This window comes from Pseudomonas sp. MD330_10, from assembly GCF_042610415.1.
Classification (GTDB): Bacteria; Pseudomonadota; Gammaproteobacteria; order Pseudomonadales; family Pseudomonadaceae; genus Aquipseudomonas; species Aquipseudomonas rhodesiae.
In genome coordinates this window covers 452269-478367 of record NZ_JBHGZU010000002.1, presented here as the reverse complement: position 1 = coordinate 478367, position 26099 = coordinate 452269, and the positions used below count along the sequence as shown (strand labels likewise).

The 26099-nt window shown below is 60.4% G+C and carries 27 protein-coding genes; 18 read left to right on the top strand and 9 right to left on the bottom strand.

The window, feature by feature from the left end; all coding sequences use genetic code 11:
* Positions 1-52 precede the first annotated feature (52 nt).
* The 6 genes from ACFZPT_RS05315 (at position 53) to ACFZPT_RS05290 (ending at position 4403) form a co-directional block, all read left to right on the top strand.
* Positions 53-769 carry a TetR/AcrR family transcriptional regulator gene (locus ACFZPT_RS05315; RefSeq protein WP_034096200.1) on the top strand — a complete coding sequence of 239 codons (717 nt, stop codon included), beginning with the start codon at positions 53-55 and terminating at the stop codon, positions 767-769.
* Between the two features lie 15 nt (positions 770-784).
* Complete coding sequence (locus tag ACFZPT_RS05310; RefSeq protein ID WP_034112094.1) at positions 785-1333, top strand: hypothetical protein; 549 nt, start codon at positions 785-787, stop codon at positions 1331-1333.
* Between the two features lie 21 nt (positions 1334-1354).
* Positions 1355-2632, top strand: coding sequence for a flavohemoglobin expression-modulating QEGLA motif protein (locus ACFZPT_RS05305; protein ID WP_034096202.1), 1278 nt, complete (start codon positions 1355-1357; stop codon positions 2630-2632).
* Positions 2633-2659: 27 nt separating this feature from the next.
* The gene (locus ACFZPT_RS05300; protein ID WP_094064773.1) at positions 2660-3565 is read left to right on the top strand and encodes an alpha/beta hydrolase; all 906 of its coding nucleotides are present in this window, start codon (positions 2660-2662) and stop codon (positions 3563-3565) included.
* Positions 3562-3888 carry a hypothetical protein gene (locus tag ACFZPT_RS05295; RefSeq protein ID WP_003172217.1) on the top strand — a complete coding sequence of 109 codons (327 nt, stop codon included), beginning with the start codon at positions 3562-3564 and terminating at the stop codon, positions 3886-3888. Before ACFZPT_RS05300 ends, ACFZPT_RS05295 begins: the two co-directional genes overlap by 4 nt.
* Before the next feature lie 167 nt (positions 3889-4055).
* A complete protein-coding gene (locus ACFZPT_RS05290) occupies positions 4056-4403 on the top strand; it encodes a hypothetical protein (RefSeq protein ID WP_379554981.1) in 348 nt (115 codons plus the stop codon).
* 409 nt (positions 4404-4812) lie between these two features.
* Here the strand turns inward: ACFZPT_RS05290 and ACFZPT_RS05285 are convergent, their stop codons facing one another.
* From ACFZPT_RS05285 to ACFZPT_RS05275, 3 genes are all read right to left on the bottom strand, one after another.
* A complete protein-coding gene (locus ACFZPT_RS05285) occupies positions 4813-5598 on the bottom strand; it encodes an OmpA family protein (protein ID WP_034096205.1) in 786 nt (261 codons plus the stop codon).
* Between the two features lie 55 nt (positions 5599-5653).
* Positions 5654-6079, bottom strand: coding sequence for a DUF4398 domain-containing protein (locus ACFZPT_RS05280; protein WP_034096206.1), 426 nt, complete (start codon positions 6077-6079; stop codon positions 5654-5656).
* 282 nt (positions 6080-6361) lie between these two features.
* Positions 6362-6706 (bottom strand): hypothetical protein, encoded by a 345-nt coding sequence (locus ACFZPT_RS05275; protein ID WP_034096207.1) that lies wholly within the window; start codon positions 6704-6706, stop codon positions 6362-6364.
* A 180-nt stretch (positions 6707-6886) separates the two neighbouring features.
* Between ACFZPT_RS05275 and ppc the strand changes: the two genes are divergently transcribed.
* The 7 genes from ppc to ACFZPT_RS05240 all read left to right on the top strand — a co-directional run bounded on the left by ppc (position 6887) and on the right by ACFZPT_RS05240 (position 14105).
* A complete protein-coding gene (gene ppc / locus ACFZPT_RS05270) occupies positions 6887-9532 on the top strand; it encodes a phosphoenolpyruvate carboxylase (RefSeq protein ID WP_099312729.1) in 2646 nt (881 codons plus the stop codon).
* Positions 9533-9811: 279 nt separating this feature from the next.
* Positions 9812-10459, top strand: a complete 648-nt coding sequence (adk, locus tag ACFZPT_RS05265; protein WP_034096209.1) for an adenylate kinase — start codon at positions 9812-9814, stop codon at positions 10457-10459.
* Between the two features lie 90 nt (positions 10460-10549).
* Positions 10550-11236, top strand: coding sequence for a tRNA (adenosine(37)-N6)-threonylcarbamoyltransferase complex dimerization subunit type 1 TsaB (tsaB, locus tag ACFZPT_RS05260; protein WP_034096210.1), 687 nt, complete (start codon positions 10550-10552; stop codon positions 11234-11236).
* A 149-nt stretch (positions 11237-11385) separates the two neighbouring features.
* Entirely contained in the window at positions 11386-11688 is a 303-nt protein-coding gene (locus ACFZPT_RS05255) for a hypothetical protein (protein WP_034096211.1), read from the top strand.
* Positions 11688-12548 (top strand): DUF72 domain-containing protein, encoded by an 861-nt coding sequence (locus ACFZPT_RS05250; protein WP_099312727.1) that lies wholly within the window; start codon positions 11688-11690, stop codon positions 12546-12548. The genes ACFZPT_RS05255 and ACFZPT_RS05250 overlap by 1 nt, the downstream gene beginning before the upstream one ends.
* A 27-nt stretch (positions 12549-12575) precedes the next feature.
* The gene (locus tag ACFZPT_RS05245) at positions 12576-13403 is read left to right on the top strand and encodes an oxaloacetate decarboxylase (RefSeq protein WP_034096213.1); all 828 of its coding nucleotides are present in this window, start codon (positions 12576-12578) and stop codon (positions 13401-13403) included.
* Between the two features lie 3 nt (positions 13404-13406).
* Positions 13407-14105, top strand: coding sequence for an extensin family protein (locus ACFZPT_RS05240; protein WP_034096214.1), 699 nt, complete (start codon positions 13407-13409; stop codon positions 14103-14105).
* 3 nt (positions 14106-14108) lie between these two features.
* On the opposite strand, the gene ACFZPT_RS05235 is transcribed toward ACFZPT_RS05240, so the two are convergent.
* Positions 14109-14729: an energy transducer TonB gene (locus ACFZPT_RS05235; RefSeq protein WP_099312725.1), complete on the bottom strand. Its 621-nt coding sequence runs from the start codon at positions 14727-14729 to the stop codon at positions 14109-14111.
* A 96-nt stretch (positions 14730-14825) separates the two neighbouring features.
* Between ACFZPT_RS05235 and ACFZPT_RS05230 the strand changes: the two genes are divergently transcribed.
* Positions 14826-15608: a class I SAM-dependent methyltransferase gene (locus ACFZPT_RS05230; protein ID WP_034096216.1), complete on the top strand. Its 783-nt coding sequence runs from the start codon at positions 14826-14828 to the stop codon at positions 15606-15608.
* 6 nt (positions 15609-15614) lie between these two features.
* Here ACFZPT_RS05230 and ACFZPT_RS05225 read toward each other — a convergent pair whose 3' ends face one another.
* Positions 15615-16250, bottom strand: coding sequence for a TetR/AcrR family transcriptional regulator (locus tag ACFZPT_RS05225; protein WP_034096217.1), 636 nt, complete (start codon positions 16248-16250; stop codon positions 15615-15617).
* A gap of 93 nt (positions 16251-16343) precedes the next feature.
* Between ACFZPT_RS05225 and ACFZPT_RS05220 the strand changes: the two genes are divergently transcribed.
* From ACFZPT_RS05220 to ACFZPT_RS05210, 3 genes are read left to right on the top strand one after another with little or no spacing between them, the layout of a single operon-like run.
* Positions 16344-17444 (top strand): efflux RND transporter periplasmic adaptor subunit, encoded by a 1101-nt coding sequence (locus ACFZPT_RS05220; protein WP_099312723.1) that lies wholly within the window; start codon positions 16344-16346, stop codon positions 17442-17444.
* A gap of 5 nt (positions 17445-17449) precedes the next feature.
* Positions 17450-20515 (top strand): efflux RND transporter permease subunit, encoded by a 3066-nt coding sequence (locus ACFZPT_RS05215; protein ID WP_034096219.1) that lies wholly within the window; start codon positions 17450-17452, stop codon positions 20513-20515.
* A gap of 2 nt (positions 20516-20517) precedes the next feature.
* Positions 20518-21111 (top strand): LysE family translocator, encoded by a 594-nt coding sequence (locus ACFZPT_RS05210; protein ID WP_099312721.1) that lies wholly within the window; start codon positions 20518-20520, stop codon positions 21109-21111.
* Positions 21112-21556: 445 nt separating this feature from the next.
* Here the strand turns inward: ACFZPT_RS05210 and ACFZPT_RS05205 are convergent, their stop codons facing one another.
* The 3 genes from ACFZPT_RS05205 to plsB are packed head-to-tail and all read right to left on the bottom strand — an operon-like array spanning position 21557 to position 25232.
* Complete coding sequence (locus tag ACFZPT_RS05205) at positions 21557-22246, bottom strand: DUF4197 domain-containing protein (protein ID WP_034137230.1); 690 nt, start codon at positions 22244-22246, stop codon at positions 21557-21559.
* Between the two features lie 29 nt (positions 22247-22275).
* Positions 22276-22677 (bottom strand): YbaY family lipoprotein, encoded by a 402-nt coding sequence (locus tag ACFZPT_RS05200; protein ID WP_034096223.1) that lies wholly within the window; start codon positions 22675-22677, stop codon positions 22276-22278.
* A gap of 50 nt (positions 22678-22727) precedes the next feature.
* Entirely contained in the window at positions 22728-25232 is a 2505-nt protein-coding gene (gene plsB, locus ACFZPT_RS05195) for a glycerol-3-phosphate 1-O-acyltransferase PlsB (protein ID WP_034096224.1), read from the bottom strand.
* A 183-nt stretch (positions 25233-25415) separates the two neighbouring features.
* On the opposite strand from plsB, the gene ACFZPT_RS05190 reads away from it, so the two are divergent.
* A complete protein-coding gene (locus ACFZPT_RS05190; RefSeq protein ID WP_034096225.1) occupies positions 25416-25625 on the top strand; it encodes a cold-shock protein in 210 nt (69 codons plus the stop codon).
* A gap of 76 nt (positions 25626-25701) precedes the next feature.
* Here ACFZPT_RS05190 and ACFZPT_RS05185 read toward each other — a convergent pair whose 3' ends face one another.
* Positions 25702-26079, bottom strand: a complete 378-nt coding sequence (locus ACFZPT_RS05185; protein WP_379554980.1) for a hypothetical protein — start codon at positions 26077-26079, stop codon at positions 25702-25704.
* Positions 26080-26099: the final 20 nt, after the last annotated feature.

Genomic DNA, 26099 nt, shown 5'->3' with positions numbered 1-26099 from the left:
ATAAGCGTCAAGCAAACAGCGCCAGGTTTTGATCTGTTCAAGGATGTGAGTCGTGAACCGCGTAACCGCACAAGAAGGCGCCGCCGGCATTGCTGCTGCCGTGGCTGAAAGCGTCCAGTACCAGGGCCGCAAGGCCAGTCGCCAAGGCAGCGAGCAGCGCAGGCAAGACATTTTGGATGCGGCCATGCGCATCGTGGTGCGCGATGGTGTGCGGGCTGTGCGTCATCGTGCGGTGGCCGCCGAAGCGGGGGTGCCGCTGTCGGCGACCACCTACTACTTTAAGGATATCGACGACCTGCTCACCGACACCTTCGCCCAATACGTGGAACGCAGCGCCGCGTTCATGGGTAAATTGTGGGTGCGTAACGAGGGCCTGCTGCGCGAAATGGTCGCTTATGGCGATGGCAGCCCGCAGTCGCGCTCCCAGTTGGCGGACGACATCGCCCGCTTGACCGCCGATTACGTGATGCGTCAATTGACCAACCGCCGCGAGCACTTGATGGCCGAACAGGCCTTCCGTCAGGAAGCCTTGCTCAACCCGCGCCTGGCGGAACTGGTGCGCTCCCATCAACAGATCCTGCTGCAGGGCACCGGGCAGTTTTTCCAGGTATTGGGTTCCCGCGAGCCGCAACAGGATGCCAAAGTGTTGACGGCGATAATCGGTCGGATGGAATATCAGGGCCTGCTGGGCGGCCCAGAGCCTCTGACCGCTGACGAGATGCTTGAGATTCTCAAGCGTTACATGCATTTGGTGTTGGCCTCGGTCTGACACCGGGGGAGTCCAATGAAAACCTGGCGTTTGGCGGTACTGGCCCTGTCGTTCCTATTGCTCGGTGGTTGCCTGGTAACGTTCAAGGACCCGTTGCCCGCCCATGAGGCGGCGCCGGATGAATTGCTGGGCCATTGGACCAGCAAGAATGCCTGGGGCGAACCGCTCAATCTACAAATCAGCCGCGTCGGTGAGCACCGCTATAAAGCGGTGAGCTACCCTAAAGCCTCGCCGGCCCAGCGCGATGAGTACCTGTTTACCGTTTCGCGCCATGGCAGCCGCTGGTACCTGTCGGCACCGTTGCCCGCCAGGTTGGGAGGGCATTACTTCCTGGCGGGGTTCGAGTTCGACGATAAGCACGAATTGGTGGTCTATAACCTCGATCTCGAACAGATTCACCAGGCTATCGGGCAACAGGTACTGCATGGCAGCACCGTGGATACCGTCGAAGGCGCCGGTGTACTGATCGACAGCGCCATGAGCCAGGTATTTGCCTACCTGGATGATCCGGCCAATGCCGATGTGTTCGTTGAAGCCGTGCGCTACCGGCGCGCGGGTCGATAACGTTTAAAGAGGAAGTACCGGGTGGACGATTACCAGCAGACGATACGCACCTTGTCCGATCGCATTGTGCTGGCGCAAACCCCGATCCGCGTCCTCGACGCCGTGAAGTGGGACGAGAACATCCGTCAAGGGTTTCTCAATGCCAAGGGCAAAGCCATGCCGGCCGTGGATCGCGACTATTACCTGAACCGGCCACTGTCGTTCGATTCCAGCGCGGTGAAGCTGGAATTCCAGAATATCGAGCGTGACATCACCCGCCGGCTCGGCCAATTCAGCCCGGTGGGGCAGATCATGCGCCGCATGTGCAAGGAATACCGCATGGTGGTGCGCATGCTGGAGGCCCGCGGCACCGAGGACTTCGGGCTGATCTCCCAAGAGCTGTACGGCGCCGCCTCCGATGCGTTCCACGCCGGCGACCCGACCCTGGCCGATCTGGGCCTGATGCTGTCCGATTACCTGAACAACATCGACGGCCGTGGCGACCTCAAGGACGAAGCCAAGACCCTGACCGCCAAGGACGCCGTGGCACTGCTGCAAACCCGCCTGAACAAGGTATTCGGCGAGGCCGAAGAAACCATTCGTGTGTTCGAGTCCGACGGTATCGTCGCCGACGCGGCGGCGGGTGCCGACTACATCAAGATCCGCGCCGACGCGATGTTCAACGACCGCGATGTGCGCGCCTTGGAAGTGCATGAAGGCCTGGTGCATGTGGGCACCACCCTCAACGGCCAGAACCAGCCGATCTGCACATTCCTGTCCAAGGGCCCGCCGTCGTCCACCGTGACGCAGGAAGGTCTGGCGATCCTGATGGAGATCATTACCTTCGCCTCCTACCCCAGCCGCCTGCGCAAATTGACCAACCGCACGCGGGCCATCCATATGGTGGAGGAGGGCGCCGACTTCCTGCAGGTATTTGAGTTCTTCCGCGAACAAGGCTTTGAGATGGCGGAAAGCTATGGCAACGCCAGCCGCGTATTCCGTGGCTCGGTGCCTACCGGTCTGCCGTTCACCAAGGATTTGTCCTACCTCAAGGGCTTTATCATGGTCTACAACTACATCCAGTTGGCTGTGCGTAAAGGCAAGCTGGAACAAGTGCCGCTGCTGTTCTGCGGCAAGACCACCCTGGAGGACATGCGCACCCTGCGCCAACTGGTGGACGAGGGGCTTGTGGTGCCGCCCAAGTACCTGCCCGAGCAATTCCGTGACATGAACGCCCTGGCGGCGTGGATGTGCTTTTCCAACTTCCTCAACCATCTGAGCCTGGATAGGATCGAGGCTGACTACTCCAATATCCTTTAAATGCTGTTATTTGCGAGGCTTCAACGGATGAGAATCCTCGGCATTCTGTGCCTGCTCCTCACACTGAACGGCTGTAGCTCGCTGCTGTTCTACCCCGAACCCGGCCTGCCGTTCACGCCACAAAAAGCACACTTGGACTACCGCGACGTCACCTTGACCACTGCCGATGGCGTCAAGCTGCATGCTTGGTGGTTGCCGGCCAAGCCCGGCGTGCCGCTCAAGGGCACGGTGCTGCACCTGCACGGCAACGGTGGCAATTTGGCCTGGCATCTGGGCGGCAGTTGGTGGTTACCGGAGCAGGGGTATCAAGTGTTGCTGCTGGACTATCGCGGTTATGGGCTGTCGGAAGGCAAGCCCTCATTGCCGGCGATTTATCAGGACGTGGACGCGGCTTTCAGCTGGCTCGACAAGGCCCCCGAAACCCAGGGGCAGCCGCTGATTGTGCTCGGCCAAAGCCTGGGCGGCGCGCTGGCCGTGCATTACTTGGCGGCGCACCCGCAGCGTCAGGCCCAGCTCAAAGCGCTGGTGCTGGACGGCGTACCGGCTAGTTATCGTGACGTAGGACAATTCGCGCTGAGCACCTCCTGGCTAACATGGCCATTGCAAGTGCCCTTATCCTGGCTCGTGCCCGACGCGGACAGTGCGATCAACGCCATGCCCCAGTTGAGTGGCGTGCCGAAACTGTTGTTTCACAGCCTCGATGACCCGATCGTGCCCGTGGCCAATGGCATCCGCTTGTATCAGGCGGCGCCGCCGCCCAGAGTCTTGCAATTGACCCGTGGCGGGCATGTGCAGACCTTTGCCGATAAAACCTGGCAAACCGTGATGCTGCGCTATCTGGATGACCCGCAACATTTCAATGGCCTACGGCGCCTGGGCGAAATTCCAAACTATCCGACTCCTAACGTTGATCCATCAGAGAGCCCGCAATGAGCGAAGAACGCAACATGATCCCGCTGATCCTCACCGGCATCGGCACCATCATCGGTACCGTCGGTTGCCTGTGGTACTACGGCTACCTGCACTTCGCCAAACCGGAAGATGCGTTGCTGCTCAGTGACTTCACCATGCTCAAGACCGTGCCGGGCGAGGATTACAAGATCTCCCTGACTCCGGCCGCCCAAGTGGCGCAATGCGTCGATGGCGTGCTGGTGATGTTTGATACTGAGCAGAAAGGCTTGAGTGGCGTGCTGGTGAACAACAAGAAGCAAGCCGTGCGCTGCATGGGGCAGGAAACGCCGCAGTTGCAGCAGTAAGCTTTCACATCATTGTTGTGGGAAAACGCCACGAGACTTGGTGATTAAGTCTTCAGTGCAATGGTAAACCTGCGCAACCCGGAACTATCTCGATTAACCGGCCACAGATTCTGGACTGATTGGTATCACTGATCGGTCTTTATTTCAGTTATGTGGAGTTAGCATCTATGGCAGCTATTAATGGACCGTCGAGTGTTGGGAATGCGGGCTATGCCGGCGCAGTGGGGCAAGATAGTCTCGATCAGCAGATCCAAGATACACGAAACAAAATTCAACAACTGCAATTGCAAGGTTCCCAAGGTGGATCGGGAAGCAGTGGTGCAGGTGGCGGCGAAACCCTTGAGGAGCTTTTGAAGCTGCTGAATAAGCTACTTGAACAAAAAAAGAATGAAGGGGCAAAGAGCGGTCAAGAAGCTCAAAGCGGCAACGCTCAGCAAGACGGTCAATCTGGCGCGCAGTCTGCCTCTCAAATCCAGCAGGGAGACTATCAGGGGAACACCCCGGTATCTTTCTGACTGCCGTCTCACAAAAGCAGCTCTCGCCGATGGGCTTTTTATCGCGCTTGTAGCGATCAGTCCACGAACAAGTTGGCGCTGGCGGTAGTCACTGGCGACGGAATTAACTGGAACCCTATCGCGTATTCAAACCACAGAAAGCGGAGTTGCTTACACAGATCGAGGCTGAGAACGTGGCGATACGGATTGCTGCAATCGACAATATGCTGGACATGATCAGAGGGCATCAGACGCTAGAAAGGCGAGATGCTCGGGATCATGAGCTTGCGCAACTGATGGACAAGCTATCGCAAAATACCTACGGTTCCAGAATTGAGATGCCCGCTGAGGATACTCATCGCACTATCGAGTTTGGCGAACCGAAAAAAAACCCACCGTAAGGTGGGTTTTTCTATCCAAGCTCAATCAATCAGTTCGCCATCGACGAACGTGGCTTGACCGGTTGGTTGTCGTTGGAGATGGTCACTTCAACGCGGCGGTTCATGGCGCGGCCCGATGCACTGCTATTGTCGGCAACCGGATATTCCTTGCCATAGCCCTGGGTCACGATGCGCGAAATATCCACACCTTGTTGAGCCAGTGCGCGTTGTACGGACGCTGCACGGCGCTCCGACAGGCTCTGGTTGTAGGAATCGGAACCGGTGCTGTCGGTGTAGCCTTCGACGATCACTTTACGATCTGGATTGTCGCGCAGGAACTGAGCCAGTTTGGTGATATTCACCAGACCACTGGATTTCAGGTCGGATTTGTTGGTGGCGAACAGTACGTCACCGAAAGTCACCAGCGTGCCGCGATCGGTCTGCTTGGCGTTCAGGCTATCCTGCAGCTGCTTGATCTGCGCATCGCGAGCATCCAGCAGGGCGCGAGCGCGTTCGTCACCGGCGTTTTTCAGCTTGGCTTCGGATTCGCGCAGGGCGATGGTGTCTTTGGCCACTTCAACGCGCTGATTGGTCAGGTAAGCCAACTGGTCGACCTTCTTCTGGTCTTCCTTGTCGCGGTAGGCTTTGTCGGCCTTATCCAGCCATTCCTGAGCGTCCTTGGTTTCCAGCGCCGCAAGCTTGGTGGCTTGAGGGTTGGTTTGCAGGGCGGAGAAGTTGGTGCGGGCGTTTTCCAGGTTGGCGTTCGGCGGGGTGGAGCAGGCCGCCAAGGCAACGCTCATTGCCAACAGGGCAGGGATCATCAGTTGTTTACGCATAATCGTGTCGTCCTTTCAATTCAGTATCGGGTGCGGTGCGATCAAGGGGCTCGGTTTATTTCTGCTGGATAGCAGCCGGGCGCATACCTTCCTTACGCAACTCGTCAACGGCCTTCTGGGAATCCTTTACCGCTTGCTCAGCTTTGGCAGCCTGGGCTTTACGTTCTGCGACACGGGCGTCCCACTCGGCTTGCTCAGCCAACATACGAGCCTTCTCGTAGTTTTTGTCGTGCATCGCGATTTCAGCTTCTTTGAGCTTGTCCTGAGCCGACTTCATTTCTACAGCGGCGTACTCGGTGCCACCGGCGCTGACAGCGCTGTTGACCGCCGACTGGGTCACTGCGTACTGCTCAGTCGGAGGGTTACCGGCGCAGCCAGCCAGAACGAAGCTGGTACCGATTGCCAGCGCGGCCAATTTAAGCCCGCGCAGATGGTTAAACGAGGATTTGGCAGTGCTGGTCTTCATCGTCTTCAACTCCATTGGATAACTCCTGAAAAACATCAAAATCCATCTCAGTCAGTGAACGGCTGCGAGCCCGGTCGTAAAGCGCCTGGTGCTCTTTCAAACGGCCGTTCCAAGTGATGGCTTACTGGCTGTGACCGGAGGCTTTTTTCAAAAGTTCAGACGAGATGGCGATTTGCCTAAAAAAATAACTGACTGAGCGGTCAGCGAAAAAAATTGGAACTTTTGCAGTGCCAGGAAGTATTTCGGGCCTGCAATAGGCCCGGAATACAAGGGGAGGGTGGATTAAACGACAGCAGATCAGTGCTTCGATTCGTCCGCACTGGTAGACAAATCATGGAGATAGCGACGCGACAGCGACAAAAAGCGCGGGGTCGGGCCGACGTCTTCGTACAGCGGGTCGCCCTCTTCATCGGTCGCAATCACCTGCTGACCTTTGATATAGGGAAAGCTGGCTTCCAGCTCTTCAAGGGCGGCGCCGATCAGCTCGCCCAGCAGCTCTTCGGTGTTGCGCTTGGGGTACATCTCGGCGATGGCCGCCAGCCGGGCGGCGGACTCCACGTCCAGGTGGATCGCATATTCGGTCTTGGTCAAGCGACCCTTGGCGTTCTCTTCCCAATGCTGGGCCAATTCTCGGATTTTCATGGCAACCTCAATAAAACCCACGGCAAGCGGGCGGTGATGAGTGACCAGCCGTTCGCCTATCGCGACGGCTTACGGTTGAGACTAGCTGCAACCCACAAGGTTTAAAGTCTTGTCATAAAACAACGCGGGCGGCACTCTGGCAGATCTGCGCGTCCCGGATTTCTGGCTGGAGATTGGCTGATGAGTGATATCGATGCACGCTTGCGTGAGGATGTTCACCTGCTGGGTGAGCTGTTGGGCAACACCATTCGAGAGCAGTACGGCGATGATTTTCTCGACAAGATCGAGCAGATCCGCAAAGGCGCCAAGGCCGATCGGCGTGGCGCCGACTCTGAGAAAACCGCCGGCGATGAACTGAGCGCCAGCCTCAATCAGTTGCAGGAAGACGAACTGCTGCCGGTGGCGCGGGCTTTCAACCAGTTTCTCAATCTGGCCAATATCGCCGAGCAGTATCAATTGATTCACCGCCGCGATGAGTCGCAACCGGCACCCTTCGAGGCGCGCGTGCTGCCCGAGCTGCTGGCGCGCCTGCAACGCGAAGGCCACAGCAACGAATCCCTGGCCCGCCAGTTGGCGCGCGTGGAAATCGAGCTGGTCCTCACCGCCCACCCGACTGAAGTGGCGCGCCGCACCTTGATCCAGAAGTACGACGCCATCGCCGCGCAGTTGGCGCTGCAAGACCACCGCGACCTCACCACCGCCGAGCGCGAGCAGATCCGCCAACGCCTGCAACGGTTGATCGCCGAAGCCTGGCACACCGAAGAAATCCGCCGCACCCGCCCCACACCCGTGGACGAAGCCAAATGGGGCTTTGCGGTGATCGAGCATTCGCTGTGGCACGCCATTCCCAACTATTTGCGCAAGGCCGATCAGGCGTTGCACGCGGCCACCGGCCTGCGCCTGCCCCTGGAAGCGGCGCCGATTCGCTTTGCATCGTGGATGGGCGGCGACCGTGACGGCAACCCGAATGTCACCGCGCCGGTCACCCGCGAAGTCTTGCTGCTGGCGCGGTGGATGGCGGCCGACCTGTACCTGCGCGATATCGATCAGTTGGCTTCCGAGCTGTCCATGCGCCACGCCAGCCCAGCGTTGCAGGCCAAGGTCGGCGACAGCGTCGAGCCGTACCGGGCCGTGCTCAAGCAACTGCGCGACCGCTTGCGCGCCACGCGGCAATGGGCCCACACCGCGTTGAGCAGCAGCACACCGGCGCCCGCTGAGGTGTTGCAGAACAACCGTGACCTGCTTGAGCCGCTGGAGCTGTGCTATCAGTCGCTGCATGAATGCGGCATGGGCGTGATCGCCGACGGGCCGCTGCTCGATTGCCTGCGCCGCGCCGTGACGTTTGGCCTGTTCCTGGTGCGTCTGGATGTCCGCCAGGATTCCAGCCGACACTCCGCAGCCATGACGGAGATCACCGATTACCTCGGCCTGGGTCGCTACGAAGACTGGGATGAGGACGCGCGCATCAGCTTCTTGATGAAGGAGTTGACTAACCGTCGTCCGTTGCTGCCGGGGTATTTCAAACCGTCGGCCGACACCGCCGAAGTGCTCAACACCTGTAAGGAAATTGCCGCGGCCCCGGCGGCTTCGTTGGGCTCGTATGTCATCTCCATGGCCGGTGCGGCGTCGGATGTGCTGGCGGTGCAATTGCTGCTTAAAGAGTCGGGTGTACAGCGGCCAATGCGCGTGGTGCCGCTGTTCGAAACCCTGGCCGACCTGGATAACGCCGGCCCGGTGATCGAGCAATTGTTGCAACTGCCGGGTTATCGCGCGCGTCTGCAAGGCCCGCAGGAAGTGATGATCGGCTACTCCGACTCGGCCAAGGACGCCGGCACCACCGCTGCCGCCTGGGCGCAATACCGGGCGCAGGAGCGCCTGGTGGATATTTGCCGCGAACAGCAAGTGGAGCTGCTGTTGTTCCATGGTCGCGGTGGCACCGTGGGCCGTGGCGGCGGCCCGGCCCACGCGGCGATCCTGTCGCAGCCACCAGGCTCGGTGGCCGGGCGTTTCCGCACCACCGAACAAGGCGAAATGATCCGCTTCAAGTTCGGTCTGCCGGACATCGCGGAGCAGAACCTCAACCTTTACTTGGCTGCGGTGCTGGAAGCAACGCTGTTGCCGCCGCCACCGCCCGAGCCGGCCTGGCGTCATTTGATGGACGAATTGGCCTCGGATGGTGTGAGGGCTTACCGCGCGGTGGTGCGAGAAAATCCGCAATTCGTCGAGTATTTCCGCCAGTCCACCCCCGAACAGGAGCTGGGCCGCCTGCCGCTGGGCAGCCGTCCAGCCAAGCGGCGTGCGGGCGGTATCGAAAGCCTGCGCGCCATCCCCTGGATCTTCGGTTGGACCCAGACGCGCTTGATGCTGCCGGCGTGGCTCGGCTGGGAGGCGGCGTTGAGCAATGCCCTGGCGCGGGGTGAAGGTGAATTGCTGGGGCAGATGCGCGAACAGTGGCCGTTCTTCCGCACCCGCATCGATATGCTGGAAATGGTGCTGGCCAAGGCCGATGCCGATATCGCGCGTCTCTATGATGAGCGTCTGGTGCAGCCCGATTTGTTGCCATTAGGTGCGCACTTACGCGACCTATTGTCGCAGGCGTGCTCGGTGGTGCTCGGTCTGACCGGCCAGTCGCAACTGCTGGCCCACAGCCCTGACACCCTGGAGTTCATCCGCCTGCGCAACACCTACCTTGACCCCTTGCATCTGTTGCAGGCCGAGCTGCTGGCGCGCTCGCGCCGGCAGGAAGCCGCGCAGGACAGCCCTCTGGAACAGGCGCTGCTGGTGTCCGTGGCCGGTATCGCGGCCGGCTTGCGCAACACCGGCTGAGGTTTTTCGCATGTTCTCAATGGCTTGCGCTTGAACCACGCTGGCCGCCCGGAACCGGGCGGTCATCGTTCAAGGGGCAGGGTTGCACTCTGGAATACCCTACCTATGACGCATGCGCGGCGCGGGTTCTTCCGACTTTTGGCGGCTTGTGTGGTTAGGGCCTGCTGTGTATCTTGATCAGCCTTTGGCCGTTTGGGCGGCCCGAATCACATTTTTACGCGATTGGCCCCACGCGGCGAATCCGAGCGTCATCTCTATAAAAAATTGAGGAGCACATCGATGCGCGTCATTCTGCTGGGAGCTCCCGGGGCCGGTAAAGGTACTCAGGCAAAGTTCATCACTGAAAAATTCGGCATTCCACAAATCTCCACCGGTGACATGCTGCGCGCTGCGGTAAAAGCAGGCACCGAGCTGGGCATCAAGGCCAAGAGCATCATGGACGCCGGTGGCCTGGTTTCCGATGACCTGATCATTGCCCTGGTCAAGGACCGTATCGCGCAGCCTGACTGTGCCAACGGTTTCCTGTTCGACGGTTTCCCGCGCACCATTCCTCAGGCCGAAGCTTTGGTCACGGCCGGTGTCGAGCTGGACGCCGTGGTTGAAATCGCGGTGGAAGACGAAGAAATTGTCCAGCGTATCGCAGGCCGTCGCGTTCACGAGGCCTCGGGCCGCGTGTACCACACCGTCTACAACCCGCCGAAAGTTGAAGGCAAAGACGATGTCACCGGCGAAGACCTGGTACAGCGCAAGGACGACACCGAAGAAACCGTGCGTCATCGCCTGTCGGTCTACCATTCCCAGACTAAGCCGCTGGTGGATTTCTACCAGAAGCTGTCCGCTGCCAACGGCAAGCCGAAGTACAGCCATATCCCTGGCGTCGGTTCGGTGGAAGCGATCACCGCCAAGGTGATGCAAGCCCTGAGCTGATCACCTGATCGGCGTCTCATACAACGGCCCGCTTGCGGGCCGTTGTTGTTTATACTGGCGCACTTTTTTTCGACTTGGACACCGACACCGATGAGCACCCTGCTGGCCCTGGACACCGCAACCGAAGCTTGCTCCGTTGCCTTGCTGCACGATGGCAAAGTAACCAGCCACTACGAGGTGATCCCACGCCTGCACGCGCAAAAGCTGTTGCCGATGATCAAGCAACTGCTCGAAGATGCCGGCACCACTTTAGCGGCGGTGGACGCTATTGCTTTTGGTCGCGGCCCGGGCGCCTTTACCGGTGTGCGCATTGCTATCGGCGTGGTGCAAGGCCTGGCCTTTGCCCTGGAACGCCCGGTGTTGCCGGTCTCCAACCTTGCCGTATTGGCCCAGCGCGCGTTGCGTGAGCAGGGCGCGTCGCAGGTAGCGGCCGCCATCGACGCGCGGATGGACGAAGTCTACTGGGGCTGTTACCGCGCGGTGGCCGGTGAAATGCGCCTGGTCGGCGCGGAAGCGGTGCAGCCGCCCGAAGCGTCGGCACTGCCGGAGGATGCCAGCGGCGATTGGTTCGGCGCGGGCACAGGTTGGGGGTATGGGGAGCGCATTGCGGTGAAACTGGCCGGCCAGGACGCTGCCATGTTGCCCCATGCCGAAGACCTGCTGACCCTGGCGCGTTTTGCCTTCGAGCGCGGTGAAGCGATCCCAGCCGATCAGGCGGCGCCGGTGTACTTGCGCGATAAAGTGGCGCAAACCAAGGCCGAACGCGGGCTGATTTGACGCCAAAGTGATGGCAACTTTCGCCAATCGTCAGAATTTGCCCTTGGTTTTAAACCTTTTTCAAATTATGTGTTCTAGTTATCACCAGAGCATTTGCGCGCAACGGAAGTCGCCACTAAAATGCCATCACTGATAGCGAGTTCGCATCGATGCGTATAGACGGATTTTCCTCACAGTCGTACCCCCTCAAACGTAAGCCGCGCAAGGCGAGCGTGACGGTAGACGATTCGGTCGAAGATTCGCCGGACTTCATCGAAGTCCAGTCCGAGGCGGCGACCGCTACGCAAGGTGCTGGCAGTGCGCGTATCAGCGGCCTGCCTGCCCGTCAGCAGGATATGGTCTTCCCCCGCTCCATGAGCAAAAGCGTTGCCACCGCCTTGGCCAGTTACCTGACCACCGCCGGTTTTGTCGAGTGGGATATGGAAGTGCTGGGTCTCGACGTTCATATCTGATGCTTCTGCCTTACTACCTCGGTTGCCCGTCCTGGAGTGAAAACGCCTGGCGCGAGTACCTGTACCCAGCCGATGCTCGCGCCAGCGATTACCTCGCCCTCTATTCTCAGGTCTTCAACGCCGTTGAAGGCAACACCACATTCTACGCTCGCCCCTCGGCCGCCACCGTGCAGCGCTGGGCCGAAATCATGCCCGCCGATTTTCGCTTTACCGCCAAATTCCCCGGGGATATCAGCCACGGGGGCGATTTGCGTGAGCAATTACCGGCGGCGGAAAGTTTCGTCGGCCTGATGAGCCCGTTGGGTGAACGTGTAGCTCCGTTGTGGCTGCAACTGTCGGCTGCGTTCTCGCCGCAGCGTCTGGCGGAACTGGCTGGGTTTATCGACGGCCTGGAGCGTCCGATGGCGGTGGAAGTGCGCCATCCGGAATTTTTCGCCAAGGGCGATGCCGAGCGCATGCTTAACCGCCTGTTGCGCGACCGGGGTGTCGAGCGTATCTGCCTGGACCCCAGGGCGCTGTTCAGTTGCACCTCGACGTCGCCGGCGGTGCTGCATGCGCAATCGAAAAAGCCCAAAGTGCCGCCGCGGCCGGCTGCGCTGACTCAGTTTCCGCAGGTGCGCTTCATTGGCCATCCGGAGCTGGAGGCCAACGACCCGTTTCTGGTGCCTTGGATTGAAAAAGTCGCCGGCTGGATCGAAGAGGGCCGCACTCCCTACGTGTTTCTGCACACCTCGGACAATCGCCTCGCCGCCCAATTGGCCATGCGCTTTCATACCCAACTGATGGCACGCTTGCCTGGCCTTGCACCATTACCCACGTTGGATCGCGAGCCCGAAGTGGAGCAACTGGGGTTACTCTAGGGCTCCTTTTCCCGCCAGGAGCTTGCCATGGATGCTCAAACCCTTCGCGCCGAAACCTTCAAGCGCCTGCATGAACGCGACCGCGCGTTCGTGATGCCCAACCCGTGGGACGCAGGTTCCGCCGTGATGCTTGCCAGCCTGGGGTTCGAAGCCTTGGCCACCACCAGCGCGGGTTATGCCTTCAGCCTTGGTAGGCCGGATGCGGAGGGCGCGCTGTCTCTGGACGACACCTTGCTCAACGCGCATCAGATCGCCCAGGCCACAACACTGCCGGTGGCGGCCGACTTGGAAAACGGTTTCAGCGACAGCCCGGACGGCTGCGCCCAGACCATCCTGCGTGCAGCGGCCACGGGGATTGTCGGCGGTTCCATCGAAGACGCCACTGGACACTCTGGCGACCCCATTTATGCCTTCGACCTGTCTGTGGAGCGTGTACAAGCGGCGGCTACCGCGGCCCGCAGTTTGCCGTTTGCGTTCATGCTCACCGCCCGCGCGGAAAACCTATTGCACGGTCGTCTGGACCTGCCCGATACCCTCCGCCGCCTGCAAGCCTACGCCGAGGCCGGTGCCGACGTACTTTACGCGCCGGGCCTGCGCACCGCCGATGAGGTGTTGGCGGTGGTCAAGGCAGTCGCGCCCAAACCGGTGAATGTGTTGATGTCCGGTGCGCTGAAACTCAGCGTCGCGCAATTGAGCGCCATGGGCGTCAAGCGCATCAGCGTGGGTTCGGCGATGGCGTTGGCGGCCTATGGCGAGTTCTATCGCGCGGCCCAGGAGGTCTATGAGTTGGGCACCTTTACCTTTACCGAGCGCTCCATGCCCTTCAGCACGGCCAATCAGTTTTTCAAGGTCTGACCCATGCGGTTTATCAAGGTGATGGGCGTGCTGCTGATGCTGGGCGGCGCGGTGGTGGTCGGTGTATGGCGCGGCTGGGTGCCGTTGGCGCCGGAATGGAATCCATGGGCGCCGCTGGATGTGCGCGCCAGCCCAAACCTGTTGACGCGTTTTAAGCTGGGACGTCTGCAGGACGACCCGGCGCTGTGCGACCAGGTGCTGAAGACTTCAGGCTTGCGCGTGAGCCATCAAGCTGATTCATCCGCCGATGTCGCCTGCCCGTTGCGCAACACCTTGCGCGTGCAGGGTGCAGGGGTGGGATTGAGCAGCAGCTTTCTTGCCAGTTGCCCGCTGGCCGTGGCGTTCGCGCTGTTCGAGCGCCATAGCCTGCAACCGGCGGCGCAGACGGTGTTCGGCCAGGCGGTGACGCGAGTCGATCATCTGGGCAGTTTTGCCTGTCGCACGATGTATAACCGTGCCAACGGGCCACTGAGCCAGCATGCCTCGGCCAACGCGCTGGATATCGCCGGTTTTCGCTTGGCCGATGGGCGCAGTATCAGCGTGCTCAAGGATTGGCCAGGGGAGGGCACCAATGCGCGGTTCCTGCGTCAGGTGCGCGACAGTGCCTGTGATGATTTCAACGTGGTGTTAAGCCCGGACTACAACGCCGCGCACCGCAATCACTTCCACTTCGATATGGGGCGCTGGTGGGTGTGCCGCTGAGGGTCAGGCGGCCAGGCGCAGGTTGTGGGTGATCAATGGGCGTGCCCAGTAGTAGTCGAAGTCCAGGGCTTTTTGCTGCTCCACCAACGCTTCTTCGGGGTAAGGCGTAGGCGGCGGTGGCAACAGGTCCAGTTCGAACTCGGCGATTGGCAAGTGCAGTGCGCGCGGTTCCGGCGCGGGGCCTGGCTCCGGCAACGGCTGCCCGGCGGCCAGCACGATAGGGCGTACCCAACCGCTTTCGAAATTCTGCTGACGTTGCTGGGCGACGATTTCTTCTTCAGGAAACGGCGTCGCAGCCGGTGGCAGCAGCTCGGTTTCAAATTCGGCGATGGGCAGGAACAGCGGTTCTGGCGGGGCGATTTCGGTGTCTTTAACGTCGCACTCACGCTGGGTGAGGATCTGCGACAACAGGTCTGCGCCTGCGCTGGGTTCTACCGCCGGGTCCAGCGGTGCCGTCGCCTCGGCTGCCGGCGCGTCCGGCGTTTCGCCGAGCTGCTCGGCCAATGCCCGGGCGAAGAAGTCCTGCCACACATGACTCACACCGGCCAGCGCTTGAGTGTTGCGCAAGCCGTAGTGGTTGTGGGTCGGCAGTACACCGATGGTTAGGGGGAGAATGTCTGACATTTTCTTCGGTCGACGCTCAGCTCTGGCAAAATACCTGACTGTTGGTTTTATCGGCCGGTGTTGGCCGATCCTTAATATTTTTGAGCGTAGCGATTGATGAGCGAACAACCAGCGGCCAGCCGCATCCGGGTCGAGGCCATGGCCGATGCTTTCCAGGCCCGCGCCGAACAGTGGGCTGCCCAACTTGGCTTGCCGTTAGTGCTGGCGGATGCGGATTTTTCCTTGCAGGTCGGCGAACATGGCTTGCAGTTGCAGCAACTGGGGGCGGACGCGCCGGGGCCGGTGCGTGTGGACTTTGTCGAAGGCGGCGCGGCGCATCGGCGTTTATACGGCGGTGGCAGTGGGCAGATGATCGCCAAGGCCGTGGGCATCGCCCAAGGGGTACGCCCACGGGTGCTGGACGCCACGGCGGGCCTGGGCAAGGACGCCTTTGTGCTGGCGAGCCTGGGTTGCAACATGAGCCTGATCGAACGCCAGCCGTTGATTGGCGCTTTGCTCGAAGACGGCCTGGCGCGCGGCGCGGATGATTTCGAGGTGGCGCCGATCGTGGCACGCATGCAGCTGCTCAAGGGCAACTCCATCGAGGTGATGCGCAACTGGGAGGGCGAGCCTCCCCAGGTGATCTACCTCGACCCTATGTTCCCTCATCGTGAGAAAACCGCCCTAGTGAAGAAGGAGATGCGCCTGTTCCGCCCGCTGGTGGGCGATGACCCAGACGCACCGGCCTTGCTCGCCGCAGCGCTGGCCCTGGCCAGTCACCGTGTTGTGGTCAAGCGCCCGCGCAAGGCGCCGTGTATCGACGGGCCCAAGCCGAGCCATGCGCTGGATGGCAAGTCCAGCCGCTACGACATTTACCCCAAGAAAGCGCTCAAGCCCTGATAACCGCTATGGCTTGTAGGCCCGCATAAACAACCCCACCACATCCTGCACATGGGCTTCGGCGGCTTCCTCACTCAACTGGCCGCCGCAGCCATACAGCAGGCAGAAGTTCGCCGTGCCTTTGAGCAGGCAGAAGAAATGCTCGGCCGCCTTGAACGGTTTATCGATGCTCAGGGCGCCGCTCTGGTCAATGGTGCTGAGCAGGCGTTCCATGCCTTGCAACATGCGCATGGGTCCGGCTTCGAAGAAAATCTGCGAGAGTTTCACGTCCTGATTGCCGGTGGTCATCATCAGCCGATGCAGGTTCACCGACTCTTCGCTGTTGATCAGCCGATGAAAGCCACGGGCGATGGTCAGCAGGACCGTTTCTACCGGTACACCCGCGGGCATCTCGAAATACATCACCGGTAATTGTTCCTCGCACTTGGCCACGACGGCGGCGGTGAACAGGGTTTCTTTGTCGGTGAAGTGGTTGTAGACCGTGAGTTTCGACACGCCAGCCTCCAAGGCCACCGCGTCCATGCTGGTGCTGGCGTAACCATTGCTCAAAAACAGAAACTTGGCTGCTTCGAGGATTGCCTGGCGTTTTGCCATGTCCTTGGGACGCCCGGGGCTATTGGTGTTCAGAGGATTGTCGGACATTTTCACCTTTAATACTGGACTGGCGAGTTTGGTATTAATAACATACCGGCAAGTATAATTATTCCTAGCATCATTTGCGAAAGGTCCTTCAGCATGCGCAGCACTTTCCTGCCCCTTGCGTTGCCTTCGTGTCTGGTCCTCCTATTGGCCGCCTGCGGTCATGAAGAAGCGCCCCAGACCACCATCCGCCCGGCCATGGTGGTGCAGCCACAGCCTTCTGCGCAGACGACGGACAGCTACCCCGGAGAAGTGCGTGCGCGCTACGAGCCGGACCTGGCTTTTCGCATTGGCGGCAAAGTCAGTAAGCGCTGGGTGGAGGAGGGCGAGCGGGTCAAGGCCAATCAGGCGTTGGCCGAACTCGACCCTCAGGACGTGCGCCTGCAACTGGACGCCGCCCGCGCTCAGGTCGCCGCCGCCCAGGCCAACTTGAGCTTGGTGCGTGCCGAGCGTGATCGCTACAAAACTTTGCTGGATCGTCAGATGGTCAGCCGGTCCCAGTACGACAATTCCGAAAATCTTTACCGTTCGGGCGAAGCCCGCCTCAAGCAAATCAAAGCCGAGTTCGATGTGGCCAGTAACCAGGCGGCCTATGCGGTGTTGCGCGCGCCGCAGGATGGCGTGGTGGCCAAGCGTGCGGTGGAAGTCGGGCAAGTGGTGTCCGCCGGGCAAACGGTGTTCACCCTGGCCACCGATGGCGAACGTGAAGTGCTGATCAGCCTGCCCGAACAAGGCTTTGCTCGCTTCAAGATCGGCCAGCCGGTGTCTGTGGAGCTGTGGAGCCAGCCGGATCAACGCTTCGCTGGGCGCATTCGCGAGTTGTCCCCTGCCGCCGACCCCAAGTCGCGTACTTTTGCTGCGCGCGTTGCGTTTACCGGCGGCAAAGTCCCGGCGGAACTCGGCCAGAGCGCTCGCGTGTTTATACAGGGCGACGGCAGTAATCCGCTGTCCGTGCCGTTGTCTGCCATCAGCGCGGAGAACGGTGAGTCCTACGTCTGGCGCGTGCAGCCGGACAACACCCTCAAGCGCACACCGGTGCGTATCGGCGCGTTCGGCGATAAAACCGTGCCTGTGCTGAAGGGCTTGAGCGCCGATGATTGGGTTATCGCAGCCGGTGTGCATGTGCTCCACGAGGGCCAGCCAGTGCGCCCGGTGGATCGCGCCAACCGTGTGGTGAATCTGGCGGCCAAGGAGTAGTCCCAATGGGTTTCAATCTTTCCGAATGGGCGCTACGTAATCGCCAGATCGTGCTGTTCCTGATGATCCTGCTGGCAGTGGTGGGCACGTTGTCCTACACCAAGCTGGGGCAGAGCGAAGATCCGCCCTTCACCTTCAAGGCCATGGTGATCAAGACCAACTGGCCTGGCGCCACCGCGCAGGAAGTCTCACGGCAAGTCACCGAGCGCATTGAGAAAAAACTCATGGAGACCGGCGACTACGAGCGCATTGTCTCGTTTTCCCGGCCGGGCGAGTCCCAGGTGACCTTCGTCGCCCGTGATGCCATGCGCTCGGCGCAGATACCCGAACTGTGGTACCAGGTGCGCAAGAAAATCAGCGACATCCGCCAGACCCTGCCGCCGGATATCCAAGGGCCGTTTTTCAACGACGAATTCGGCACCACCTTCGGCAATATCTACGCCCTGACCGGCGATGGTTTCGACTACGCCGTGCTCAAGGACTACGCCGACCGCATCCAGATCCAACTGCAACGCGTAGCGGATGTGGGCAAGGTCGACTTGCTCGGTTTGCAGGACGAGAAGATCTGGATCGAGCTGTCCAACCTCAAACTCGCCACCTTGGGTTTACCCTTGGCCGCTGTGCAACAGGCGTTGCAGGAACAGAACGCGGTGACTACCGCCGGGTTCTTTGAAACGCCAAGCGAGCGTGTGCAGTTGCGGGTGTCGGGCAATTTCAAGACGGTGGACGAAATCCGCAGTTTTCCCATTCGCGTGGGGGATCGCACTTTCCGTATCGGCGATGTAGCTGATATTCACCGTGGCTTCAACGATCCACCGGCGCCACGCATGCGCTACATGGGCGAAGACGCCATCGGCCTGGCCGTGGCCATGCGCGAGGGCGGCGATATTCTGGTGCTGGGCAAGGCGCTTGAGGGTGAATTCGCACGTCTTCAGAAGAACCTTCCGGCGGGCATGCAGTTGCGCAAAGTGTCGGATCAGCCCGCAGCGGTCAAAACCGGAGTCGGCGAATTCGTCCAGGTGCTGGCCGAAGCGTTGGCCATCGTGTTGCTGGTGAGCTTTTTCTCCCTGGGACTGCGCACCGGTATGGTAGTGGCACTGGCGATTCCGCTGGTGCTGGCGATGACGTTCGCCACCATGTATTACCTCGGCATCGGCTTGCACAAGATTTCCCTCGGCGCCCTGGTACTGGCCCTCGGGCTGCTGGTCGATGACGCCATCATCGCCGTGGAAATGATGGCGATCAAAATGGAGCAAGGCTACGACCGGCTCAAGGCCGCCAGTTTTGCCTGGACCAGCACCGCGTTTCCGATGCTCACCGGTACGCTGATCACGGCGGCCGGTTTTCTGCCCATCGCGACGGCCCAGTCGAGCACCGGCGAATACACCCGCTCGATATTCCAAGTGGTGACCATCGCGCTGCTCGCGTCCTGGGTGGCCGCCGTGGTGTTCGTGCCCTACCTGGGGGAAAAACTCCTGCCGGACCTGGCGAAGATTCATGCCGCCAAACACGGCCATGATGGCCCCGACCCCTACGGCACACCCTTCTATCAGCGTGTAAGGCGGTTGGTGGCGTGGTGTGTGAATCGGCGTAAAACCGTGATCGTGCTGACGCTGCTGCTGTTTATCGGTTCGGTGGCGTTGTTTCGGTTCGTGCCGCAACAATTTTTCCCGGCGTCTGGTCGCCTGGAACTGATGGTCGATTTGAAATTGGCCGAGGGCGCGTCCCTGAGCAACACCGCCGAGCAGGTCAAACGCCTGGAGGCGCTGCTCAAAGAGCATGCCGGCATCGACAATTATGTGGCCTATATAGGCACCGGCTCGCCGCGATTTTACTTGCCTCTGGATCAGCAGTTGCCGGCCACCAGCTTCGCCCAGTTCGTGGTGTTGGCTAAGACCATCGAGGAGCGCGAAACCCTGCGCACCTGGCTGATCGAAACCCTCAACGAACAGTTCCCTGACCTGCGCTCGCGTGTCACACGCCTGGAAAACGGCCCGCCCGTGGGTTACCCGGTGCAGTTTCGCGTGACGGGGGAACATATCGAAGAGGTGCGCGCCCTGGCCCGCAAGGTCGCCGCGAAAGTCCGCGAAAATACTCATGTGGTTAACGTGCACCTGGACTGGGAGGAACCGAGCAAAATCGTCTACCTCAATATCGATCAGGACCGCGCCCGGGCGCTGGGCGTCAGCACCGCCAACCTGTCGAAATTCCTCCAGAGTTCCCTGACCGGCTCCAGCGTCAGCCAGTACCGGGAGGATAACGAGTTGATCGAAATCCTCCTGCGCGGCACCCGGCATGAACGCACCGAACTGACGTTGCTCCCCAGCCTGGCGGTGCCCACCGACAATGGTAAAAGCGTCGCGCTGTCGCAGATCGCCACCCTTGAGTACGGCTTCGAAGAAGGTGTGATCTGGCATCGCAACCGCCTCCCCACGGTGACCGTCCGCGCCGATATCTACGGCAAGGAACAACCGGCGACCCTGGTGCAGCAGATTTTTCCGACCCTCGCCGAGGTGCGCGCCGAATTGCCGGACGGTTACCTGCTGGAGGTCGGCGGCACCGTCGAAGACTCCGCGCGCGGCCAGAACTCGGTGAAGGCCGGTGTGCCGCTGTTCATCGTGGTGGTGTTGACGTTGCTGATGCTGCAATTGCGCAGTTTCTCACGCACCGCGATGGTGTTTCTGACGGCGCCGCTGGGGCTGATCGGTGTAACGCTGTTTCTGTTGGTGTTCCGTCAGCCCTTCGGGTTCGTGGCGATGCTCGGCACTATCGCATTGTCCGGGATGATCATGCGTAACTCGGTGATCCTGGTGGATCAGATCGAGCAAGACATCAAGGCGGGGCTGGCGCCGTGGCAGGCGATCATCGAGGCCACGGTCCGACGCTTCCGTCCGATAGTGCTGACGGCCCTGGCAGCGGTGCTGGCGATGATCCCGCTGTCGCGTAGCGTGTTCTTCGGGCCGATGGCAGTGGCGATCATGGGCGGGTTGATTGTCGCCACGGCATTGACCCTATTGTTCCTGCCGGCCCTGTATGCTGCGTGGTTCCGAGTGAGGAAGGGTGACGTGTAAGCATGCTGGCCACAGTTTTGAGTTTGATGTTGTTACTGTCTGCCCCCGGGCCGACTAACACATTGCTTTTTCGCGCCGGTGTGCTCTTCGGATTTCGGGGCGCATGGCGCTTGGTGCTGATTGAGTGCGCGGCTTATCTGCTGCAGGTGTCGTTGTGGGGGGCCGCCCTGATCCATTTCGCGTTCTATTCCCCATGGGTAATGCGGTGCGCGCAATGGGTTGCCGTCTCCTACTTACTCTACGTCTCGTATCAGCTTTGGCAGCGTAAAAGCGAAAACACCCGTTTAGACCGAGACGGTTTTTCAGGTCGCTATTTCTTTCTGATGACGTTGATGAACCCCAAGGGTTTATTGATTGCTTCATTCCTCGCGCCCGCCGATGCGTTCAGCAGTCCGCGAGGCTACTTGGCGTTTATGGTTGTGCTGGCCATGGTGATCGTGCCGGTTGGCGCGACCTGGTTACTGCTGGGCAGCCGTCTTGAACGACGCCGAGGAAACTGGCTGACACCCGTTGCCATCGATCGAGCCACTGCTGTGACGATTTGCTGTTTCGCGGCCGTTCTGCTGGGACGACTGGCAGATGAGCTGATCCACTGAGGTCTTGCTGTACGCTATTTGTGGACGCGTCAGGATATTTGAATACAGGCCAGAGGAACTGTTTACAAGCGAATTGCCACACATGGCTACCTGATCTGCAGGTGCTCTCTCATGTTGATGGGGCCGCTGCGGGATAAGGTTTCATTGAATTCGTGAGGAGTTGCCTATGTTTTTTCCTGTGTTCCTAGGCCCGCTTTCGTTGTTAGGGCTCAACTCATTGTTTAATGAGGCGAAGAGGGGCGATAAGCATTGCCACTCGCACAAACCCGAACCTGCAAAGCCATGCGAAGACAACGCCAAGCCTTGCCAAAAAACTGCGACGATTGAGACCAAAATCACTTGGTGATGCAGTTGCGATACCAACGGTTTTTTTCGCTCGCTCAGTAATGCAAACGCCCCGACTGATCGGGGCGTTTGCATAAGTGCGGGGTTTGCTGACGCATGCCTACAGTGCGCCGAATACTTTCTTCGCCAAACTGGTGGCAGCCGCCGCGGGATTCTTGCGAATCGTCTCTTCCTGCTGCGCAATCATCTTGAACAAACCGTCCAGTGCCTGTTCGGTCACATAGTTCTCGACATTAGCGCTCTTGGCATCCACGGCGCCGAAGGCGGCGGCTTTGCCGGCCAGGGCGTTGTACTGCTGGGCTACGCCGACTTTGTCGGTGGCAGCCTTGACGATCGGCAGGAATTTGGCGCGAATGGCTTCGCGACTGCTTTTGTCCAGGTACTGAGTGGCCGAATCCTGGCCGCCGCTGAGGATGCCCTTGGCGTCGGTCACGCTCATGTTTTTCACAGCGTTTACCAGAATCGGCTGGGCTTGGGTCACAGCCGTTTCAGCCGCTTTGTTCATGCTGGTTTCCAGTTGGGTGACCTGATCACCCATGCCGAACATCTTCAGCTTGTCCGCGACTTTGCCCAACTTGCCCGGCAGGCCGATCTTGACCTCCGGGTTGTTGCTGAAACCGCCGGGTACGCCTAGTTGTTTCACCGCGATCTGGGCACCTTGGGTCAATGCATCCTTGAGTCCGCCAGTGGCGTCGCCCTGGGACAGGCTGCCCAGGTCCAGGGCCATAGCGTTGGCGCCGAGCAGCAGGCCGGCACACAGGGCAGTGAAGCGAAGGGATTTACGGAGCATGGGCGCTTCCTTATGTTCGATGTTCGAAATCAGGGGGCTACGGCGTTGACGCGCACGCGCAGCGGCTGGGCGTCCTGGCCGTCGAGCCGCACGGTGTGGCGATCAGTGGTGATGAACAGTAGCTTGCCCTCCAGCTCGATGCGAGCACTCACCGCGTAACTGTGGCCGGGCTTGACCTGTGCCGGGTCGTAACTCAGGTGGAACGGCAGGGGCACCTGGCCTTTGACCGGGCCTTTCTGTTCGGCCAGAACCACGGCGGGAGCGTCCGCCAGGGACACGTCCTGCAGGCTCACGCTCAACGTGGCCGCAGGGGGCAGGGCGATGCGTTGCAGGTAGAACACTTCGCCGTCGAGGCTGGCCTTGGGCGCGGGACTCATGGATTGGCAGGCTCCGAGCAGGGCGGTGAGGCCCAGGAGAATGATCTTTTTCATGGTGCAGCTCCTTTTCAACGGGGCCGGAGGCTCTCCGGCCCTTATTCAATCTAGCGGCTTTCTTCTGGTTCCACCGGCGCATCACCCGCACCGTCCACCCGGTGCAAGGCCACCTGGCGGATCGACAGGCGAATCTCGGCCGGCAACACGCGTTTGGCCGCGCCTTCGGCCAGTTCACCGAGCAGGTCGTGGTAGCTCAATTTGCCGGCCTCATCGCGGCGCAGCACATCTTGCTCCAGCAACGTCTGAATAAAATGTCGGAAAAGACTCTTATCGAAGAACTCCGGGGCATTGAGCCCATGCAGGATCGACAGGCGCTGGGCCATGATCGTGCACAGGTCTTCCAGCTCCTCGGCGCTGATGCTGTTCTGGCCGCTGTTGAGCAACAGCGAGATCGCCATATAGAAGCGTTGCAAGGTTTGGGCGATGCTCTTGGACAGCAGCGTCAGCAGCACAAAGTGTCGCGAGCTGGGGGCCGGGCGCAGGTACACATCTTTCTCGAAGCGCAGCAGGCCCTGTTCGACGAACGCCTCCAGCCACTGGTCGATCACGTTGTCCAGATCGTCCAGGGACCAGCGGATAAACAGTTCCGATTGCAGGTACGGGTACAGCGCGTGGGTATAGCGCAGGATCTGTTCGCGGCTCATGCGCGAGCTGCTCTGGAAGAAGCTCGCCAGCAGCGCGGGCAGGGCGAAGATGTGAAGTACGTTGTTGCGGTAGTAAGTCATCAGAACGGCGTTCTGTTCGTCCAGGTACAAAATCTTGCCCAGGGCGTCGCTCTGTTCCGACAACAGCTTCATATCTTTGACGTGCTGGATCAGCGCCATGCCATCGCCTTCCGGCACGGTGGTATGGGGCGAGTACGGCACGCGGCGCAATAGCGTCAGGTACAAGTCCAGCTGACGGGCCATGGCCTGTTCATCCAGGGCCAGGCGCGTGGTGGACAGCAGTGCCAGGGCCACCAGATTCACCGGGTTCACGGCGGCGGCTTCGTTCAAGTGGCGAGCCACTTGTTCGCCCAGGCGATGGGTGGTTTGGTTGAGCCACGCCGGCTTGTAGTTCGGGCCCAGGTCCTGGGCGCGCCAGTCCGGTTGCTCGGCGTCGAGGAATTCCGCCAGCTTGATCGGCTCGCCGAAGTTCACCGCGACCTGGCCGAAGCGCTGCTTGAGGGCGCCGACCACTTTGAAAATATCGAAGATCGACTCTTTCTTCTTGCTCGCCCCGCGCAGTTCGCCGAGGTAGGTGCGGCCTTCGAGCACGCGCTCATAACCGATGTACACCGGCACGAATACGATCGGCATACGCGAAGAGCGCAGGAAACTGCGCAAGGTGATCGCCAGCATTCCGGTCTTGGGTTGCAACATGCGCCCGGTGCGCGAGCGTCCGCCTTCGACGAAATACTCCACCGGGAAGCCCTTGGTGAACAGCGTATGCAAGTACTCGTTGAATACGGCGGTGTACAGCGGGTTGCCCTTGAAGGTGCGGCGCATGAAAAATGCACCGCCACGGCGCAGCAGGCTACCGATTACTGGCATGTTCAGGTTGATACCGGCGGCGATATGCGGCGGCGTCAGACCGTTCTTGAACAGTAGGTAGGACAACAGCAGGTAGTCGATATGGCTGCGGTGGCACGGGACGTAGATCACCTCGTAACCCTGGGCAACCTGTTGCACACCTTCGATGTTATTGACCTTGATGCCGTCGTAGATCTTGTTCCAGAACCAGCTCAGCACCACTTCCAGAAACCGGATCGCGGTGTAGGTATAGTCCGAGGCGATTTCGTTGCCGTAGCGCAGGGCCTGGGCCTTGGCTTTTTCCGGGCTGATTTTTTCGCGTTCGGCTTCGTCGGCGATGGCCTGGCGCACCAGCGGCATGTTGACCAGACCCTTCACCAAGTTGCGGCGGTGGGACAGGTCGGGGCCGATCACCGCAGTCTTCAGGTTACGAAAGTGCACACGCAGGATGCGCTGGGCCATGCGCACGGTGCGTTCGTGGCCTTTATTGTGCTCGATCAATTCACGCAGGTTGATAGGCGCGGAGAATTGCACGCGAGTCTTGCGCCCCAGGATCAGGATGCTCAACAGCCGGCGCAGACGCCCGGTGACCGCCCAACTGTCGGCGAACAGCAGCTTCCATGGGCTGGACTCGCTCTCGGGGGACTGGCCCCAGAACACGCTGACCGGAATGATTTGTGCATTCTCTTCGGCGTGCTCGCTGAGGGTGTTGACCAGGCGGGTCAGGGTCGGCGGCGCACCGCGCTTGTCCTGGCGGCCCAGCCAATCCGGTTCCGGCGTGAGGTAGAAGAACGCCGCCGGCTCCATCAGTGGGCCTACCGACACCGGCAACACCGGGCGCGGCAGGCCGGCCTTGGTGCACTCGGCGTCGACCACCGCCAGTTCGGTGAGGGAGGGTGATTGCAGGACGTAAAACACCGGCCGGCTGCGGTCCAGGTTGAGGGTTAGGGACGACTGGTTGATCGTCTCCGAGCGAACCCAGAGGTACAACAGTCGGCGCAAGGTGCCGAACACCAGACGGCGGAACGGGGAGCGGGTCATAGGCGAGCTGCTTCAAGTGGGAAAAAACCGAGCAGGCGCTCGGGCGGGTAGTGTGCCGTATTCGCCGAAAATCGGCAAAAAAGCAGCGATGTAAACTTGAGTTGAACGCTTTTGAGCCTGCCATATACTCGGCAGTTCAACGCGTACCGGCTCAATAATAAAAACCGAAGTGGGAGTAAACAGATGGCAACGCGCGAAACCGGCAATGTGAAGTGGTTCAACGATGCAAAGGGCTATGGCTTCATTCAGCGTGAGGACGGCCAGGATGTGTTTGTGCACTACCGCGCCATCCGCGGTGAAGGCCACCGCTCCCTGGCCGAGGGCCAGCAGGTGGAATACGCCGTGGTGAGCGGCGAGAAGGGCTTGCAGGCCGAGGATGTGGTCGGCCTATAGGCTGAGTGGCAGGTTTAAGCGGCAAGCTACAAGCGCTTTGGCTTGCAGCTTGCCGCTTGCCGCTTGAAGCTGCTTTTCAACCCGTCTTCCAAGTAATCTGCTCTTCGCCGTCTGCGCTGATGCGAATCCAGATGTCGGCGCTTTCTTCACCTTCTTCCTCGACCCACGTGCCCGGCGCGCAGCGCACTTCCACGTTCAGCGCGGCAAATGCGGCGCGGGCGCAGGCGATGTCTTCGTCCCATGGGGTCTGGTCGCTTTCTAGGTACAGGCTGTTCCACTTGCCAACGGCCTTGGGCAGCCAGGTGACAGGCACTTTGCCGGCCTTGCACTTGTAGGTCTGGCCTTTCTGGACCCAGTCGCTGCATGGCCCCAGGGCCGCGCCCAGCCAGGCGGCGATGGCTTTGTGGTCGACGTCGGCGTCCTTCAGGTAAATCTCGATATCGGGTTGGCGCATGGATGTTCCTCGTTGCGGGA